The sequence below is a fragment of the Hydrocarboniphaga sp. genome, from assembly GCF_965279055.1.
Taxonomy (GTDB): domain Bacteria; phylum Pseudomonadota; class Gammaproteobacteria; order Nevskiales; family Nevskiaceae; genus Hydrocarboniphaga.
In genome coordinates this window covers 4862706-4876430 of the sequence record NZ_OZ257125.1, presented here as the reverse complement: position 1 = coordinate 4876430, position 13725 = coordinate 4862706, and the positions used below count along the sequence as shown (strand labels likewise).

The 13725-nt window shown below is 66.1% G+C and carries 13 protein-coding genes; 7 read left to right on the top strand and 6 right to left on the bottom strand.

The genetic code is table 11. The features are described from left to right. Positions 1 to 73 precede the first annotated feature (73 nt). Both ACQZF9_RS21820 and argS read right to left on the bottom strand, forming a co-directional pair. Positions 74 to 913, bottom strand: a complete 840-nt coding sequence (locus tag ACQZF9_RS21820) for an SPOR domain-containing protein (RefSeq protein WP_428311069.1) — start codon at positions 911 to 913, stop codon at positions 74 to 76. Next, positions 914 to 2620, bottom strand: a complete 1707-nt coding sequence (gene argS, locus ACQZF9_RS21815; protein ID WP_428311068.1) for an arginine--tRNA ligase — start codon at positions 2618 to 2620, stop codon at positions 914 to 916. It abuts the gene before it with no gap. A gap of 153 nt (positions 2621 to 2773) precedes the next feature. On the opposite strand from argS, the gene ACQZF9_RS21810 reads away from it, so the two are divergent. From ACQZF9_RS21810 to ACQZF9_RS21790, 5 genes are all read left to right on the top strand, one after another. Beyond that, on the top strand, positions 2774 to 3667 hold the full coding sequence (locus tag ACQZF9_RS21810; RefSeq protein WP_428311067.1) for an NAD-dependent epimerase/dehydratase family protein: 894 nt from the start codon (positions 2774 to 2776) through the stop codon (positions 3665 to 3667). A 42-nt stretch (positions 3668 to 3709) separates the two neighbouring features. Continuing rightward, positions 3710 to 4135, top strand: a complete 426-nt coding sequence (gene mscL / locus ACQZF9_RS21805) for a large-conductance mechanosensitive channel protein MscL (RefSeq protein WP_428311066.1) — start codon at positions 3710 to 3712, stop codon at positions 4133 to 4135. Positions 4136 to 4306: 171 nt separating this feature from the next. Further along, complete coding sequence (locus tag ACQZF9_RS21800; protein ID WP_428311065.1) at positions 4307 to 5434, top strand: NAD(P) transhydrogenase subunit alpha; 1128 nt, start codon at positions 4307 to 4309, stop codon at positions 5432 to 5434. Between the two features lie 3 nt (positions 5435 to 5437). After that, positions 5438 to 5749, top strand: coding sequence for an NAD(P) transhydrogenase subunit alpha (locus tag ACQZF9_RS21795; protein ID WP_428311064.1), 312 nt, complete (start codon positions 5438 to 5440; stop codon positions 5747 to 5749). A 10-nt stretch (positions 5750 to 5759) separates the two neighbouring features. Then, positions 5760 to 7178 carry an NAD(P)(+) transhydrogenase (Re/Si-specific) subunit beta gene (locus tag ACQZF9_RS21790; RefSeq protein WP_428311063.1) on the top strand — a complete coding sequence of 473 codons (1419 nt, stop codon included), beginning with the start codon at positions 5760 to 5762 and terminating at the stop codon, positions 7176 to 7178. A 136-nt stretch (positions 7179 to 7314) separates the two neighbouring features. Here ACQZF9_RS21790 and ACQZF9_RS21785 read toward each other — a convergent pair whose 3' ends face one another. Further along, positions 7315 to 8337: a hypothetical protein gene (locus ACQZF9_RS21785; protein ID WP_428311062.1), complete on the bottom strand. Its 1023-nt coding sequence runs from the start codon at positions 8335 to 8337 to the stop codon at positions 7315 to 7317. Beyond that, the gene (locus ACQZF9_RS21780) at positions 8334 to 9332 is read right to left on the bottom strand and encodes a hypothetical protein (RefSeq protein WP_428311061.1); all 999 of its coding nucleotides are present in this window, start codon (positions 9330 to 9332) and stop codon (positions 8334 to 8336) included. Before ACQZF9_RS21780 ends, ACQZF9_RS21785 begins: the two co-directional genes overlap by 4 nt. Between ACQZF9_RS21780 and ACQZF9_RS21775 the strand changes: the two genes are divergently transcribed. Then, complete coding sequence (locus ACQZF9_RS21775) at positions 9314 to 9571, top strand: hypothetical protein (RefSeq protein WP_428311060.1); 258 nt, start codon at positions 9314 to 9316, stop codon at positions 9569 to 9571. The two genes, ACQZF9_RS21780 and ACQZF9_RS21775, sit on opposite strands and share 19 nt — an antisense overlap. Before the next feature lie 77 nt (positions 9572 to 9648). Beyond that, positions 9649 to 10371, top strand: coding sequence for a queuosine precursor transporter (locus tag ACQZF9_RS21770; RefSeq protein ID WP_428311059.1), 723 nt, complete (start codon positions 9649 to 9651; stop codon positions 10369 to 10371). Positions 10372 to 10469: 98 nt separating this feature from the next. On the opposite strand, the gene nhaA is transcribed toward ACQZF9_RS21770, so the two are convergent. Both nhaA and ACQZF9_RS21760 read right to left on the bottom strand, forming a co-directional pair. Then, the gene (nhaA, locus tag ACQZF9_RS21765; RefSeq protein WP_428313477.1) at positions 10470 to 11567 is read right to left on the bottom strand and encodes a Na+/H+ antiporter NhaA; all 1098 of its coding nucleotides are present in this window, start codon (positions 11565 to 11567) and stop codon (positions 10470 to 10472) included. 100 nt (positions 11568 to 11667) lie between these two features. After that, on the bottom strand, positions 11668 to 13680 hold the full coding sequence (locus ACQZF9_RS21760; protein WP_428311058.1) for a hybrid sensor histidine kinase/response regulator: 2013 nt from the start codon (positions 13678 to 13680) through the stop codon (positions 11668 to 11670). Positions 13681 to 13725 lie beyond the last annotated feature (45 nt).

The following is a 13725-nucleotide window of genomic DNA, read 5'->3' as shown; positions in this document are numbered from 1 at the left end:
GTTGTAGGAGCGGGCTTGCCCGCGACCTGCGAGCTCGCAGTCGCGGGCAAGCCCGCTCCTACAGGTTTCGTGGTTACTTCACCTTCACCAGCATCGCATTGATGCCATTGCTCTCGAGCTGCGCCAGGGTATCGCGCGCCTTGGCCTCGTCACGCAGCGGGCCGACGCGGACGCGGTAATACGTGTCCTTGTTGTCGATCGTGACTTTCTCGATGCGCGATTCGACGCCGGCCAGCGCCAGCGCGGCTTTCTGCTTTTCGGCTTCGGACTGGCTGCGATACGAGGCGACCTGGATGATGAAGGTGCCGGTGGTCGCAGCACTCGGCGCGGTCGACGGCGGCGTCGACGGCGGGATTGCGGACGGCGGCGTGCCCGGCGTGGTGACGATGCCATTGACCGGCGTCGTCGGCGTCGCGGTCTGCGGCTGTTGCGCAGCCAGCGCCTGCTGCTGCTGTGGTGTCAGCTTGGCCTGCGCCTGGCTCGGCACCAGCACTTCCTGGCTGGGCAGCAGCTCGTAGAACGTGAAGCGCGATTTTTCTTTCGGCGGCACCGTGACCTTGGCCGCGTCCTCGTCGGTCTTGGCCGTAGCGCGACCGCGCGGCGGCGTTGTCGATTTCGTGGATGGCTTCGCCGCCTGCTGCTGCTCGTCTTCATCGTCGACCTCGGCCGCGGCGTTGCGATCGGCGGACGGCCGGTTCTTGCTCGGCCGATCGCTGGCGGCCGAGGTGCCGCGCAGCGGCTCGGCAGTCGGCCGCGACACGTAGACGAACACCGCGACCAGCAGGCCGATCGACAGGCCCGCGAGCATCAGCACCCAGCCGGGCAGACCGCCGCCGGATTTTTTTTTGCCGGACGACGGACGGCGGCTTCCCGAAGACGGCTTGGAATTGCGCGCCGCGTAGTCGCGCGCCACCTACATCTGCTCCGGCGCGCTGACGCCGAGCAGCGCCAGTCCGTTCTGCAACACCTGGCGCGTGGCGACGATCAGCGCCAGACGCGCGCGCGTCAGCTCGGCGTCGTCGGTCAGGAACTTGATGCGCTGGCCCGCCGCGTCGATCGCGTTGTAGTAGCTGTGCAGCAGATCGGCCAGATCGCGCAGGTAGAACGCGATGCTGTGCGGCGCGGCCTGTTCGGCGGCGACCGCGACGGTCTCCGGGAACTTGTTGATCTGCACCAGCAGGTTTTTCTCCTGCGTTTCCGTCAGCCGATGCAGCGCGTCGCCGCTGGCGCTCGCATCAAAGACCACGCCGCGCTCCGCCGCCTGGCGCAGCACCGAGCAGATCCGCGCATGCGCGTACTGGATGTAATAGACCGGGTTTTCGTCGCTCTTGGAACGCGCCAGGTCGACGTCGAACACCAGGTGCGAATCGCTTTTGCGCGCGGTCAGGAAGTAACGCGTCGCATCGCAACCGACTTCGTCGATCAGATCGCGCAAGGTAACGTAAGAGCCGGCGCGCTTGGAGATCTTCACCTCCTCGCCGCCGCGCATCACCGTGACCATCTGGTGCAGCACGTATTCCGGCCACTGTTTCGGGATGCCGACGTCCAGCGCCTGCAGGCCCGCTCTGACCCGGGCAATGGTGCCGTGATGATCCGAGCCCTGCTCGTTGATCACGCGGCCGTAGCCGCGATCCCACTTGGCGTGGTGATAGGCGACGTCGGGCACGAAGTAGGTGTAGCCGCCTTCGCTCTTGCGCATGACGCGGTCCTTGTCGTCGCCGAACTCGGTGGTGCGCAGCCACAGCGCGCCGTCCTGCTCGAAGGTGTGGCCGGCCTTGATCAGCGCCTGCACGGTCTGCTCGACCTTGCCGTCGGTGTACAGCGCGGATTCCAGCGAATACACGTCGAAGCCGACGCCGAAGGCTTTCAGGTCGGCGTCCTGCTCGCGGCGCAGATAGGCCACCGCGAAATCGCGGATCGCCTCGATGTCGTCGGGGTCTTTTTTGCCGGTGACTTCGCGATCGTCGGCGGTCACGGTCTCGCCGGCCAGATAGGCGCGTGCGACGTCGGCGATGTAGTCGCCGCGATAACCGTTCTCGGGCCAGGCCGCGTCGTCCGGCGTGATGCCCTTGATACGCGACTGCACCGACACGCCGAGATTGCTGATCTGCGCGCCGGCGTCGTTGTAGTAGAACTCGCGGGTCACGTCCCAGCCCGCGGCCTCGTACAGCCGCGACAGGCAGTCGCCGATCGCCGCGCCGCGGCCGTGGCCGACATGCAGCGGGCCGGTTGGGTTGGCGGAGACGAACTCGACCATCAGCTTGCCGCGCTTTTTGGAATCGTCGCGGCCATAGGCAGCGCCGGCCGCGATCACGTCGGCGACCACGGCCTGGAACGCATCCGCAGCCAGAAAGAAGTTGATGAAGCCCGGCCCGGCCAGCTCGACCTTGGCGACGCGGCGCGAGGCCGGCAGCAGGCGCACCAGCGCCTCGGCAACCGCGCGCGGCGGCTTGCCCAGCGGCTTGGCCAGCACCAGCGCCAGGTTGCTGGCGAAATCGCCGTGCTTCGGGTCCTTGGTGGCGTCGATCTGGATCATCGCCGGCACGGCGACATCGGCGCCGGCCTCTTTGATCAGCGCCGCGGCGGCGGCGGTGATCAGGGTCTGCAAATGGGATTTCATCGTCGAAAAATACCGCGGGGCTGCTTTGATAAGGACGTCAGTGTAACGTGCGGCGATCCGCGCCCGGAGGGCGGAGTCGCGGGCAAGCCCGCTCCTACAGGGCCGATTTTGTAGGAGCGGGCTTGCCCGCGACCGCTGAGCTAAAGTCCCACCATGAAACCCGGCCTCGACTCCACCTCTCCCGCGCTGATCGTCGGCTGCGGCGATATCGGCCTGCGCGTGGCGCGGCAGCTGCTCGACCGCGGTATCGCGGTGCATGGCCAGGTGCGCAGCACCGCCAGCGCGCAGGCGCTGAGCCAGGCCGGGATCACGCCGGTGATCGCCGATCTCGACGCGCCGGCGACGACCGCGGCCGAGAACTACGAGCTGGTGTTCTGGTTCGCGCCGCCACCGCCGTCCGGTGACGGCGATCCGCGTATCCGCGCCTGGCTGGCGCACAACACGCCCCAGCGCCTGGTCTACATCAGCACCTCGGGCGTCTATGGCGACTGCGGCAATCGCTGGATCGACGAGACCGAGCCCTGCAAGCCGCAGACGCCGCGCGGGCGTCGCCGCGTCGACGCCGAGGCCGCGCTGGCGGATCACGCAGAACGCGGTGGCACCGAGGTGGTGATCCTCAGGGTGCCCGGCATCTACGGCCCCGGACGCATGCCGCTGGAGCGGCTGCGCCAAGGCCTGCCGGTGATCGTCGAAAGCGAGTCGCCGACCACCAATCGCATTCATGCCGACGACCTCGCCGGTGCCGCGATCGCCGCCGCCGAACACGGTCAGGCCGGAGCCGCCTACAACGTCAGCGACGGCTCGCCGACGACGATGACCGATTATTTCTGCCGCTGCGCCGCCTTGCTCGGCCTGCCCGAACCGCGCCGCGTCGGCATGGACGAGGCGCGCCGAACCTTCACGCCAGCGATGCTGTCGTTTCTGGAGGAATCGAAGCGGCTTCTGACCTCAAGGATGAGGCACGAACTGGGCTTTGCGCCCCGGTATCCTGACCTGGCTTCCGGTCTGCCGACCTGCATCACCGGGCCGGAAACGGCAAGGAAATAGCTTTAAACACCGCCTCAACCGATCCGAAAAAGGAGTTTTCGCATGAGCGTGCTGTCCGAATTCAAGACCTTCGCGATGCGCGGCAACGTCATCGACCTGGCCGTGGGTGTGGTCATCGGCGCGGCCTTCGGCAAGATCGTGTCCTCGCTGGTCGGCGACGTGGTGATGCCGCCGCTGGGCCTGCTGATCGGCGGCATCAACTTCAGCGACCTGGGCTGGATCATGAAAGCCGCCGAAGGCGACAAGCCGGCGGTGGTGCTGGCCTACGGCAAGTTCATCCAGTCGATTTTCGACTTCACCATCGTCGCGCTGGCGATCTTCGCGCTGGTCAAGGCGATCAACAGCCTGAAGAAGCCGCCGGCCCCTCCCGCGACCTCGGAGCCGGCGCCGCCGGAAACCCCGGCCGACATCCAGCTGCTGGCCGAGATCCGCGATCTGCTGAAGAACGCGTCGGCGCCGAAACCCTAGCCGGATCTCGCGGCTGCCGGCCTGATCCGGCAGGGCGGTGAAACTTCGCGAAACAAATAATGTCGCGCTGCGGCGCGCATCGGCTAGACTTGCGGCCGTTTGTCCGCTCCCGGCGGCCGTCTGCCGAGGACCGGCCAGCTATTTTTCCAATAAGCGCCAGGGAGCGTAGTAATGCCGGTCAAAATCGCCGTGCTGAAGGAGACCCGTCCCAACGAGCGTCGCGTGGCTTTGGTTCCAGCCGTCGCCGACAAGCTCGCCAAACTGGGAGCGGAGTTGCACATGCAGTCGGAAGCGGGCCTCGCGGTCAAGCTGCCGGACTCCGCATTCAAGAACGTGACGTTCGCCGCCAACCCTCAGGGCCTGGTCAGCGATGCCGACATCGTGCTGGCCGTGCAGCCGCCGTCGCTGGACATCGTCAACGCGATGAAGGAAGGCGCGATCCTGATCTCCTTCGTCTATGCGCATAAAGAACCCGAGTTGACCCAGCGGCTGCGCGACAAGAAGATCACCAGCTTCGCGATGGAACTGGTGCCGCGCATCACCCGCGCGCAGGCGATGGACGCGCTCAGCTCGCAGGGCGCGCTCGCCGGTTATTACGGCGCGCTGCTCGGCGCCACCAGCATCGCCCGCATGATGCCGATGACGACCTTCGCCACCGGCTCGATCCGCCCCGGCACCGTGCTGGTGATGGGCGTCGGCGTCGCCGGCCTGTCGGCGATCGCGACCGCGCGCCGCATCGGCGCCAAGGTCGAAGGCTACGACGTGCGTCCGGAAGTGAAGGAGCAGGTCGAGTCGCTAGGCGCGAAGTTCATCGACACCGGCGTCGACGCGCGCGGCCAGGGCGGTTATGCGCGTGAGCTGACGCAGGAGGAGAAGGACAAGATCGCCAGCGTCGTCACCAAGCACATCCAGGCGGCGGACATCATCATCACCACCGCCGCGATCCCGGGCCGTCCCTCGCCGAAGCTGATCAGCAAGGCGCAGGTCGACGGCATGAAGGCCGGCAGCGTGATCATCGACCTGGCGGCCGAAGGCGGCGGCAACACCGAGTACACCCAGCCGGGCGAGACCATCCAGGTCGGCCAGACCACGATCGTCGCGCCGCTCAACGTGCCCTCGCTGCTCGGCGAGCATGCGTCCGAGCTGTACTCGAAGAACCAGTTCAACCTGATCGAACTGTTCCTCAAGGACAACGCGGTCAACATCGACTGGAGCGACGAGGTGCTGGCCAAGACCTGTCTGACGCACGCCGGCGAGATCAAGAACGAAGCCGCCAAGAAAGCGGTCGAGGGAGCCTAAATCATGGAATACGTCACCACCGCCCTGACGGGCCTCGTCGCGCTGTACATCTTCATGCTCGCCGCGTTCACCGGCTACGAAATCATCGGCCGCGTGCCGGCGATCCTGCATACGCCGCTGATGTCCGGCTCCAACTTCATCCACGGCATCGTCGTCGTCGGCGCGCTGTGGGCGCTGATCAACGCGGTCACGCCGCTGGAACAGGCGATCGGATTCTTCGGCGTGCTGCTCGGCGCCGGCAACGCGGCCGGCGGCTATGTCGTCACCGAACGCATGCTCGAAATGTTCAAGCCTTCCGACAAGAAGAAGGGCTAAGGGGACTCTCATGAATGCAGCTTTGATCATCGACGCGAGCTACCTGGTCGCGGCGTTTCTTTTCATCTACGGCCTCAAGCGCATGTCCTCGCCGGTCACCGCGCGCTCGGGCATCGTCGTCGCCGGCTGGGGCATGGTCATCGCCGTCGCGGCGAGCTTTCTGTACACGCTGGATGTCGAGCCGGCGGCCAAGCCGCATCTGAGCGTCAACGTGATTCTCGCGGTGGTCGCGCTGGTGCTGGGCCTGGGCTGGGCCTGGTGGAGCGGCAAGCGCGTTGCGATGACCGCGATGCCGCAGATGGTCGCGTTGTACAACGGCATGGGCGGCGGCGCCGCGGCGGCGATTTCCGCGATCGAACTGTTCGGCCATAAGGCACACGGCGGCATCGGCATGGCGCTCGCCGTGCTCGGCGGCCTGATCGGCTCGATCTCGCTGGCCGGCTCACTGATCGCCTGGGGCAAGCTCGACGGCCGCATCAACGGCACCTTGCGCTTCACCGGCCTGCAGGCGTTCAACGTGACGCTGCTGGTGGTCACCGCCGCGCTCGGCGCGTACATCGTCTACTCGCACGGCGCGGTGCCGGCCGGCGTGGTCGCCGCGTTCTTCGCGCTGGCGCTGTTCTACGGCGTGATGATGACGATGCCGATCGGCGGCGCCGACATGCCGGTGGTGATCTCGCTGTACAACGCCTTCACCGGCCTGGCCGTGGGCTTTGAAGGCTACGTGCTGAACAACCCGGCGCTGATGATCGCCGGCATGGTGGTCGGCTCGGCCGGTACGCTGCTGACGCTGCTGATGGCCAAGGCGATGAACCGCAGCGTGTCCAACGTGCTGTTCTCCAACTTCGGCGCGGCAGGCGATGAAGAACAGGGCGAGATCAAGGGCAGCATGAAGCCGGTCGACGCCGGCGATGCCGGCATCAACATGCGCTACGCCAGCAAGGTGATCATCGCCCCGGGCTACGGCCTGGCAGTGGCGCAGGCACAGCACAAGCTGTTCGAGTTCGTGAAGCTGATCCAGGAACAGGGCGTGGAAGTGAAATTCGCGATCCACCCGGTCGCCGGCCGCATGCCCGGCCACATGAACGTGCTGCTCGCCGAAGCCGGTGTGCCCTACGACATCATCTACGACATGGAAGACATCAACGCCGAGTTCAAGGAAGCCGATGTCGCCATCGTCATCGGCGCCAACGACACCGTGAACCCGGCGGCGCGCACCAACAAGTCGTCGCCGATCTACGGCATGCCGATCCTCAACGTCGACCAGGCCAAGCAGGTCTACGTCGTCAAGCGCGGCCAGGGCAAGGGCTATAGCGGCGTGGAGAACGAACTGTTCTTCGCCGACAACACCAACATGGTGTATGGCGACGCGCAGAAGGTGATGGTGCAGATGATCCAGGCGGTGAAGTCGCTGGATGGCGGGCACTGAGGTTTAGCTGCTGCTACGAAAAGGCCGGCTTTTGCCGGCTTTTTTGTTTGACTGCACCTGTAGGAGCGGACCCTGTCCGCGACTCTGAACTGGCAGAGCACAGTCGCGGACGAGGTCCGCTCCTACAGGACAACGCTCAGGCTTTTTCGGCCGCTTCGTTTTCCTTCGCCTCCTTCGGCTTGATCGCGTTCCTCAGCTCGACGAAGCGATTCAGCATCTCGAACCAGAACGGCGCGCCCAGCGAAATCGCCAGTGCGGTCAGCGCGATGCCGAGCAGCTTGTAGAGCAGCGCGCCGGCGACCGCGACAAAGCGGCTGTCCCCGGGCTGCAGGCCCGGTTGCCACAGCGCCTCCCAGCGCGCGCGGGTCCAGGCGATCGGCAGGCCGGCGCTTTCGGCCAGGGTCAGCTGGTCGGCGACGCGCCGGCGCACCTCGTCGAGGCAGTCTTCGTCGTCCTGGCAGCTGAGCGCGCTGTTCTCCGACAGGTTGCTTTCATCCAGCGACAGCGCACGCTCGACCAGCTGGCGGCGCAGCTCGGCGTTCTGCGACAGCGTGCTGATCAGCGCCAGGGTGTCGACGTTGAACGCGCCGGCCACCGTGAGCCCGGCGAGCAGCAGCAGGAAGCTGCACCAGCGTTTGTACCAGCTCGACACGCGCTGCATGCTTTCGTTGAAGTAGGCCACGATCGCCTCGGTCTGCTGCTCGGTGCTGGCATCGGCGGGCAGGCCCATCACCGAGTAGATCTGGCTCTGCAGCGCGGCAAAACGCTCGCGCAGTTCGCCGGCCGCGGTGTCGATGCCGAGATGGCGGATCGCGTTGGCGAAGCGCTCCGGCGGGATGTAGGAAGGCAGCAGCTTGATCGGCCCGAACTGCGGTTCTGCCACCGGCGCACCATCGGCCTGTTTCGGATATTCGCCGCGATACAGCGAGCTGATGTGCGGCGAGTCGTAGAACGCCGCGGCCAGCGCCGCAAGCTCGGCGTCGATTCTTTGCCGCACCGGCAGCACCGAGCCCAGCACTTCGCGTATGCCGCGTTCCAGCAAAATCGCGCGGCGCTTGAACTTGGTTTCCATCAGCTCGACCAGGGTCGAGGTCATCGTGCTGAACAGGAAATAGATGAAACTCAGGCCCAGCAGCAGGTCGATCAACTGGCTGATCACGGCGCGTTCTCCGGTGCGACGGCGGCGAGCCGCGGGAACCACAGTTCGAAGCTGTAGCGCGGCGTGCGCTGGCGGAATTGCGTCATCGGCGGCTGCAGTGCGAACCTCGCCTGGCAGCCGAGCAGATTGGCGAGCAGGCGCTCGGCCTCGTCGCGATCCTCGGGATAGACATAGCGCAGCTGCGCGCGCTTCGGCGACGCGGTTTCGCCGACTTTTTCGACGCCGGCCGCGGCATAGCCGTGCAGGTTCAGTTGCTGCGCCAGCTGTTGCGCGGCCTCACGCTGGCTGTCGTCGGCGATCTGCAGATAGACGCGTACCGGCACTGCCGGCGGTGTCGGCGCCTGCCTGCAACGCGCCGGCAATGCGTTTTCCGGCGGCGGCGGACTGGGCACTGCCTGGACCGGCGCCGGGGGCGGCGCGCTGCCGACGATCACCGGTTCTGGCGGCAACGGCGCCGGCATTGCCGCTGGGGGCGGAGGCGGGGGCGGCACCGCCATCGCGACCTGCTCCGGCGACGCGCACAGCGCCTCGGCCTGATCCAGACCGCGATTCATTTCCTCGATCACCGCCGGGCTGCTGGTGCTGCCCAGGGTCGGCCGCCAGCTGCTGCGCATTTGCGCCAGCGTGCCGCGGCATTCGCAGATGCGCGGCTGCGTGTCGGCGCCTTCGCCTTCCGGCTGATAGCGCAGCGCGCTGATCAACGCGCGCCGCGTCGCCCGCGAATAGCCGCCGAGCCGCACCAGCTCCGAGGCGATGTAGAAATGCTCGCACAGCGAGTTCTCGCTTTCGGACGCGATCTGGTTGAGCAGGCTCTTGGCGGTATCCAGATCGCGGCTGACGGCCTCGGCGCGCTGATGTTTGATCAGCTCGCTGCGCGCCGCCTGCTGCTGCTCGCGCTGCTGGCTCTGCTGCTGCATTTCGCCGTACAGCGAGGCCAGCACCGGCAGCAGCGCGCCCAATGCCAGACCGGTCTTGGATGTTTTGGACAGAGCCATCGCGCTTCCCCTGCGCCGCCGTCGTCTTCAGCGACGAATCTTGGGCGCAAGTCCGGCATGGCCGGCGCGAAGCCGGTCACACCGCCCGGCCGATCCGGCATCCCGGCATCAAGCTGGACGCCGCGCTGATCTACCGCTTCACGCCGCGCTTCAGTCTCGGCGTCGGCGGTGGCCTGCTGCGTCCTTCGTCCGACGGCGCGATCCGCCAGGCTTTTGCGCAGATCGAGCTCGGCTTTTAGCAGGCACGGGGCGGCGTCGCTTTACAGCACAGGCGCGATCGTTGCAGCCTCGCGGTCTGGCAACCGGACTCCGCCCCATGCAAAGCTTTCGCTACTACGATTTCTTCGTCGCCGGCATCGTCGCCGTGCTGCTGTGCTCCAACCTGATCGGGCCGGGCAAGGTCTGCGAATACGACTTCCCGCTGATCGGTACGCTGGCGTTTTCGGCCGGCAACCTGTTCTTCCCGATCGGCTACATCTTCGGCGACGTGCTGACCGAGGTTTACGGCTTTGCGCGCGCGCGCCGCGCGATCTGGGCCGGCTTCGGCACGATGATCTTCGCCACGGTGATGACCTATGCGGTGCTGGCGATGCCGGTTGCGGACGACCCGTACAACAAAGTGCTGCAGCCGGCGCTGGAAACCGTGTTCGGCAACACCTGGCGCATCGTCGCCGGCAGCATCGTCGCGTACTGGGTCGGCGATTTCCTGAACTCGATCGTGATGGCCAAGATGAAAGTCTGGACCCAGGGCCGTCACCTGTGGTCGCGCACGGTCGGCTCCACCGTGGTCGGCCAGTTCGCCGACTCGGCGCTGTTCTATCCGATTTCGTTTCTCGGCATCTGGTCGACCAAGGCGCTGATCAGCGCGGTGCTGTTCAACTTCGCGTTCAAGGTGCTGGTCGAGGTGGTGATGACGCCGCTGACCTATCTGGTGGTGAACTGGCTGAAGAAGGTCGAAGGCGTCGACACCTACGACACCAACACCAGCTTCAATCCGTTCTCGCTGAAGGACGAGGGCGAGCGTCGCGGCCACGGCTAGGCCGATCGACAGCAATCAGCCGGTAATTTTCCACGCCCGCGGCCTGCTGCTTGCCGCGGCTTTTTCAAGTATGGATTTCGGCGCGAATCGCTCCGGCGTCAAGACGAACCCCGAGCCGCCCAGCGCAGCACCACGGCGCCGGCGAGAGCCGACAGGATCGATCCCGCGAGCACTCCGACCTTGGTGCCGTCGGCCAGGTGCGGTGAGCTGGCGAATCCGAGCGCGCCGATAAACAGGCTCATGGTGAAACCGATGCCGCAGAGCAAGGCCACGCCGTAGAGTTGCAGCCAGCCTGCGCCAGCCGGCAAGCGCGCCGTTCCAGAGCGGATCGCGGCCCAGCAGAAGCCGAAGACGCCAATCTGCTTTCCGATGAAAAGGCCAGCCGTGATTCCCAGCGGTACCGGCTCCAGAAGATCGGACACGGTCATGCCCGTGAGCGCCACTCCGGCGTTGGCAAATCCGAAAATCGGAACGATCGCAAAGGTGATCCAGGGATGCAGCGCGTGTTCCAGGCGCAGCAGCGGCGGCGTATCCGACTTGGCATCGTTGGCCGATCGCCTCAACGGGATGGTCAGGGCCAGCGCCACGCCGGCGAGCGTGGCGTGGATGCCGGACTTGAGGACGAAGAACCACAGCAGTGCTCCGAGCGTCAGATACACCGGCAGCCAGCGGACCCCCCGAAGATTGATCGCCACCAGCGCCACGATCGTGAGGGCGGCGAGACCCAGATAGCCCAGCGAAAGATCGCTGGTGTAGAACACGGCGATGACGATGACCGCGCCCAGGTCGTCGATGATCGCCAGCGCCGTCAGAAATATCTTCAACGAGGCGGGAACCCGGGAGCCCAGCAGCGTCAGCACGCCGAGCGCGAAGGCGATGTCGGTTGCCATCGGCACCGCCCAACCTCGCAGGACCTCGGCATTGCCCTGGCTGAAGGAAACGTAAATCAGCGCGGGGACGACCATGCCGCCCAGGGCCGCCACGCCCGGTAAAACCCGCAGCGGCCAGGTCGACAGCTGCCCATCGAGCACTTCTCGCTTGATCTCCAGTCCCACCAGCAGGAAGAACAGCGCCATCAGCGCATCGTTGATCCAGTGCAGAACGCTGAGGCCCGCGACATTCAAATGCTGGATTTCAAAGTAGGCGTCGCTCAGCGCTGAGTTTGCGACCACCAGCGCCAGCGCCGCCGTCACCATCAGCAGGATGCCGCCGGATGCTTCGTTCTTCAGAAACCTGCTGAAAAAGCTCAATGGATTGGCTCGTACGGGATCGGATCGATGACCATTGCAGGGGATGCTAATGCAGCTCGCGATCCTCGGTCCTCGATAAACCGGATGGCAGGTCTGCCGTCATGGCCGCAAGCGCAGACGCCGACCACGTCGCTGCCTCGGAGGCCGCGGCGGCGCCGGTGGCAGCCGGGGCGCCGCGCGCCTGCGCAGGCGATTGCATTGCCAACAGCCGCAGCCGGTCCTCGATCAACAGCGGCTTGACGAAGTGCGCATTGAAGCCGGCTTCCTGCGCATTTCGGCGCATGTCGGCATCGCCCCAGCCGGTCAGCGCGACGATGACCATGTCGGCGCCGGATGCGGTTTGCCGCAGGCGGCAGCACAGTTCGAGGCCATCCATCTCCGGCATGCCGACGTCCAGAATGGCGAGATCCGGCGGATTTGACGCCGCCAGTTCCAGGGCCATGACGCCGCTGTCCGCGACATCGGTGACATGCCCGTCCATCTGCAGAACCATCGCCAAGGATTCGGCGGCATCGACGTTGTCGTCGACCACCAGGATCCGCCGTCTCGTGACCACTTTCTCCAGCGCTGATGGGGCCGACGAGCGCAGGCTGGCGACCGTTGTCAGCACGCTCGGCAGGCTGACGATGGCGGTCGCGCCGCGTCCCAGTCCCTCGCTGTGAATCGAAAGGCTGCCTCCGTGTAGCGACACCAGCGTCTTCGCCAGTGACAGGCCGATGCCCAGCCCCCGGGGCGCGCCGCCCTCGGCTTCCGGCACCTGCCAGAAAAGATCGAGCACGCGTTCCAGATATTCCGGCGGTATCCCCGCACCGGCGTCCGCGATCGAAACCTCCACTGCGCTGCCGAGATTGCGGGTGCTGAGCTTGATCGTTGCCCCCGGCGGACTGAATCGCGATGCGTTGTTGAGCAGGTTGGAGAAAACCTGGGTCAGTCGCACCGGATCGCCGTCGACGTCCTGCACGACGGTCGCGCCCTCGATTTGGATCTTCTGCAGGACCCGATCCAGCATCGGCTGCACGGTCTCGATCGCGGTCTCGAGAATCTGGTTGAGTGCGACCCGCTGCCGATCCAGGGCCAGTTTGCCGTGCCTGATCCGCGACACATCCAGCAAGTCATCGACGAGCCGCCCCATGTGGGCGAGCTGGCGCTCCATCGTGGCGTGCGTCGAGCGGATCGCCTCGGACATCGGCAGCGAGCGCCGCAGAACCTCCAGGCCGTTGCTCAGCGGGGCCAGCGGATTGCGCAGTTCGTGCGCCAGCGTGGCAATGAAGACGTCCTTCTGCCGGTCTTCGTCCCGCAGCTGCTCTTCGAGGCGCACGCGTTCGGTGATATCGACCGTTGCCCCGGTCAGATGCCGATTTCCGCCGGCCGATTCCACGACTTGAGCGCGCGCCCCGAACCAGCGGGTGGCTCCGTCGGCGCAGCGTGCCCGGTATTCGCAGTAAAAGCCCGAGCCCTCGTCGATCGCGGTCTGTACGGCCGCGGCCACTCGCGGACGATCCTCGGGATCGACCACGGCGAGAAAGTCGGCGCGGAGTTCATCGCGAAAGCCGAATAGCTCCAGCGCATTGTCCGAGCGAACGACCGCATTGCCGGTGAGATCCCAATCCCAGGCGATCATGCGCCCGGCGTCGAGCGCGATCTGGAAGCGGCGATTCAGGCGCCTTGCCGAATGTTCGGCATCGAGCAGGGCCTTGGCTTGCAGCTCGACGCGTCGACGTCCCCGGTGCATGGCCGCGCAAATCGGCAGAATGCAACAAGCGGTCGCCACGAACATGCCCCAGACGACGCGATCGACCCTGCCTGCCACCCAGGGAATTCCCATCGGGGGCAGCAGCGTCGCCAGCGCTGTGGCCGCGATCACCGTCGCCACGATGCCAGCCCGCGTGCTCAGGCAACCCGAAATCAGCACGGCGACAACGAACGGCACCAGTGGCGTCCGCGAGTTGATGGCGGGCCCCAGGGCGACATAGAGGGCGCTGGCGATGACGCACGCCGCTGCCGCCACGAGCACATCCCGCGGCCTGCCGGTCACGATCGATTTTGGGCTAGGTTTCATGACCTGGCGCCTCTCCTGTGCGCGCCCCATGACTCACGGCATCGG